At 37.5% G+C, this 3,529-nt stretch carries 4 protein-coding genes and 1 pseudogene; all 5 read right to left on the reverse strand.

The features are described from left to right. A pseudogene (locus BMZ74_RS14725) lies at nucleotides 1–71 on the reverse strand (GTP-binding protein); the annotation flags it as partial. 24 nt (nucleotides 72–95) lie between these two features. After that, entirely contained in the window at nucleotides 96–2,162 is a 2,067-nt protein-coding gene (gene fusA, locus BMZ74_RS14145; protein WP_089862848.1) for an elongation factor G, read from the reverse strand. Between the two features lie 45 nt (nucleotides 2,163–2,207). Further along, nucleotides 2,208–2,675: a 30S ribosomal protein S7 gene (gene rpsG / locus BMZ74_RS14150; RefSeq protein ID WP_089862849.1), complete on the reverse strand. Its 468-nt coding sequence runs from the start codon at nucleotides 2,673–2,675 to the stop codon at nucleotides 2,208–2,210. 14 nt (nucleotides 2,676–2,689) lie between these two features. Then, nucleotides 2,690–3,061, reverse strand: a complete 372-nt coding sequence (gene rpsL / locus BMZ74_RS14155; RefSeq protein WP_089862850.1) for a 30S ribosomal protein S12 — start codon at nucleotides 3,059–3,061, stop codon at nucleotides 2,690–2,692. 20 nt (nucleotides 3,062–3,081) lie between these two features. Next, nucleotides 3,082–3,324 carry a ribosomal L7Ae/L30e/S12e/Gadd45 family protein gene (locus BMZ74_RS14160; RefSeq protein WP_089862851.1) on the reverse strand — a complete coding sequence of 81 codons (243 nt, stop codon included), beginning with the start codon at nucleotides 3,322–3,324 and terminating at the stop codon, nucleotides 3,082–3,084. Nucleotides 3,325–3,529 lie beyond the last annotated feature (205 nt).

Below are 3,529 nucleotides of genomic sequence, written 5' to 3' on the forward strand. Positions count from 1 at the left end.
CCATGGTCAACATGGCCTATGGTTCCTATGTTAACATGGGGTTTTGTTCTTTCAAATTTTGCTTTTGCCATTTTTCTTCCTCCTTAAAATTTTATTTATTCTCCAATAATTTCTTTGGCGATATTCTTTGGTGCTTGTTCATAATGAGAGAACTGCATTGTATAGGTTGCTCTACCCTGAGTTTTGGATCTCAGGTCAGTTGCATAACCAAACATTTCAGAGAGAGGTACATATGCTGTAACAACCTGAGCATTTGCTCTTGGTTCCATACCTTCTACTCTACCACGGCGTCCGTTCAAATCACCGATTACATCTCCCATGTATTCTTCTGGAGTTACAACCTCTACACTCATAACAGGTTCTAGCAGTGCAGGGTTAGCTCTTTTAGCTCCAGCTCTAAAGCCCATTGATCCAGCAATTTTAAATGCCATTTCAGATGAGTCAACATCATGATAGCTACCATCATTAAGTGATACTTTAACATCAACTACAGGATATCCAGCCAGCACACCATTTTCGAGAGCCTCTTTAACTCCATCTTCTACAGAAGGAATATACTCTCTCGGAATTGATCCGCCACGAATATTGTCTTCAAACTCAAAACCAGCACCCTGTTCTTGAGGTTCAATGTCAATTACAACATGACCATACTGACCACGTCCGCCGGATTGACGAATGAATTTACCTTCAACATTTGTAACTTTTTTAGTGATAGTTTCACGATAAGCAACTTTAGGCTTACCAATATTAGCATCAACTTTGAATTCTCTTAGAAGACGATCAACAATTACTTCCAGATGTAACTCTCCCATTCCTTGAATAATTGTTTGACCAGTTTCTTCATCAGTATGAACTCTAAAAGTAGGATCTTCTTCTGCTAAGCGTTGTAATGCTTCACCGAGTTTATCCTGATCTGCTTTACTCTTAGGCTCAATAGCAACTCCAATAACAGGTTCAGGGAATTCCATCGATTCTAAAACAATTGGATGATCCTGATCACAAATTGTATCACCTGTGCTTGTGTTTTTAAGACCAACTAGAGCACCAAGATCACCAGCAAAAATCACTTCTCTTTCTTCTCTACGATTAGCATGCATCTGCAGGATACGTCCTACTCTTTCACGAACTCCAGCAGTAGCATTATAAACATAAGATCCTGATTCAAGAGTTCCAGAATAAGATCTAAAGAAAGCAAGCTTACCCACATAAGGATCAGACATAATCTTAAAAGCTAAGCCAGAAAATGGCTCATCATCATCAGCATGCCTCACCTCAACTTCATCAGTATCAGGATTAACGCCCTCAATAGCCGGAACATCAATTGGAGAAGGCAGGTATTCAATTACTGCATCCAATAACATCTGCACACCTTTATTTTTAAACGCTGATCCACAAAGAACCGGAATTACATTAACATTTAGAACAGCCTGGCGAAGTAATTTTTTAATATCATCAGTAGTTACTTCTCCTTCTAAATATTTCATCATAAATTCGTCGTCTTCTTCTGATAAAGATTCCATTAAAAGTTCACGGTACTCTTCTGCCTGTTCTTGTAACTCTTCAGGTATTTCAACTCTTTCAAAATTTACACCAAGTTCATCTTCATAAACAATAGCATCCATTTCAATTAAATCAACTACACCATCAAAGTTATCTTCACTTCCAATAGGAAGTTGAATTGGAACTGCATTAGCACCAAGTCTGTCTTTCATCATATCTACTGCTCTAAAGAAGTCAGCTCCCATTCTGTCCATTTTATTAACAAAGGCAATTCTAGGAACACCATACTTATCTGCCTGTCTCCAGACAGTCTCAGATTGTGGTTCAACTCCTCCAACAGAACAGAATAGTGCAATTGCACCATCTAAAACTCTAAGTGATCTTTCTACTTCAACTGTAAAGTCCACGTGTCCGGGCGTATCTATAATATTAATCCGATTATTTCTCCATTGACAGGTGGTAGCAGCAGAAGTAATAGTAATACCTCTTTCTTGCTCCTGTTCCATCCAGTCCATAACGGATGCTCCATCATGAGTTTCACCCATTTTATGAACTCGACCTGTATAATAAAGAATTCTTTCTGTTGTAGTTGTCTTTCCTGCATCAATATGCGCCATTATACCAATGTTACGTGTCTTTTTTAGTGGAAATTGTCGGGCCACTATTCTCCCCCCTTATATAAAAATTATATACATCACGCAACTAAACTACCATCTATAATGTGCAAAAGCTCTATTAGCTTCAGCCATCCGATGGACTTCTTCTTTCTTTCTAACTGCGCCGCCTGTATTATTATATGCATCCATAATTTCGCCAGCAATTCTTTCTTGCATAGTTTTTTCACTGCGTGATCTAGCTGCTGTAACTAACCAGCGTAAACTTAAAGTAATCTTTCTATTTTCATCAACTTCAACTGGAACTTGGTAGTTTGAGCCCCCAACTCTTCTTGATTTAACTTCCAGAGCTGGTTTTATGTTTTCAATTGCTTCATTAACTACTGTCAAACCACTTTCACCAGTTTGTTCAGAGATAATATCAAGAGCACCATAAAATGCTTTTTCTGCCAGTCCTTTTTTGCCATCTAACATTAATTTATTGATGATCCGACTAACAATTGCATCATCATATACTGGATCAGGCACTATATCTCGTTTTTCTGCTCTATTCTTACGCACTAAAATCCCCCCTTTTATTTAGGTTTTTTTACACCATATTTGGATCGTCCCTGTCTTCTATCATCAACACCTGCTGTATCAAGTGCACCTCTGACAATATGATATCTAACACCAGGTAAATCCTTAACTCTTCCACCACGAACTAAAACTACAGAGTGTTCTTGTAAATTATGTCCGATTCCAGGAATATAAGCTGTTACTTCTTTTCCATTAGTTAAACGCACACGAGCTACTTTTCTCAAAGCAGAGTTAGGTTTCTTAGGTGTGGCAGTATATACTCTAGTACAGACCCCCCTTTTTTGCGGAGAACCCTCCAGAGCAGGAGCAGAAGTCTTCTTTTTAGTCTTTTCACGACCTTTACGAATCAATTGACTAATTGTCGGCATGCAATCCCACCTCCTTCCAGTTATTTCAATAAAGCTGCAGAAGCTGCCGGAACATCAATTCCACAGATTCTGCCTAATTCAGTCTTACTTTCGATCATCTCAAAAGGAATACTTTTATTATTAACAGCCTCCAGAATTTCTTCTTTTAAAGGCTGGTCAATATCACTAGCCAGATAAATTTTCGTCACCTGATCATTTGCAATAGCTTTTAAAGTCTGTTTGCTTCCAACTAGAAGATCAGCTCCAGACATTTCTTGTAACATAAATTATTTACCTCCAGAACCACTCTTTTGTTGAGCACACTTAAATATTTTAACAGTTTTAGAGTGGCATGTCAAGCTAAAAATAAAATGAGTTTCCCCATTTTTTAAAATCTTAAATTGCAATATTAAATGCAACACTCATAGAAAAACCTAGTGTTATAAAGTATATTAAAGTTAAAACTATTTATAAACTGTTAATGATAGA

The organism is Halanaerobium salsuginis, from assembly GCF_900114545.1.
GTDB lineage: Bacteria > Bacillota > Halanaerobiia > Halanaerobiales > Halanaerobiaceae > Halanaerobium > Halanaerobium salsuginis.

Bases quoted from the DNA above. Each gene is read 5' to 3' on its own strand.
- rpsL (WP_089862850.1), bottom strand. From the start codon at position 3,061: ATGCCGACAATTAGTCAATTGATTCGTAAAGGTCGTGAAAAGACTAAA.
- BMZ74_RS14160 (WP_089862851.1), bottom strand. From the start codon at position 3,324: ATGTTACAAGAAATGTCTGGAGCTGATCTTCTAGTTGGAAGCAAACAG.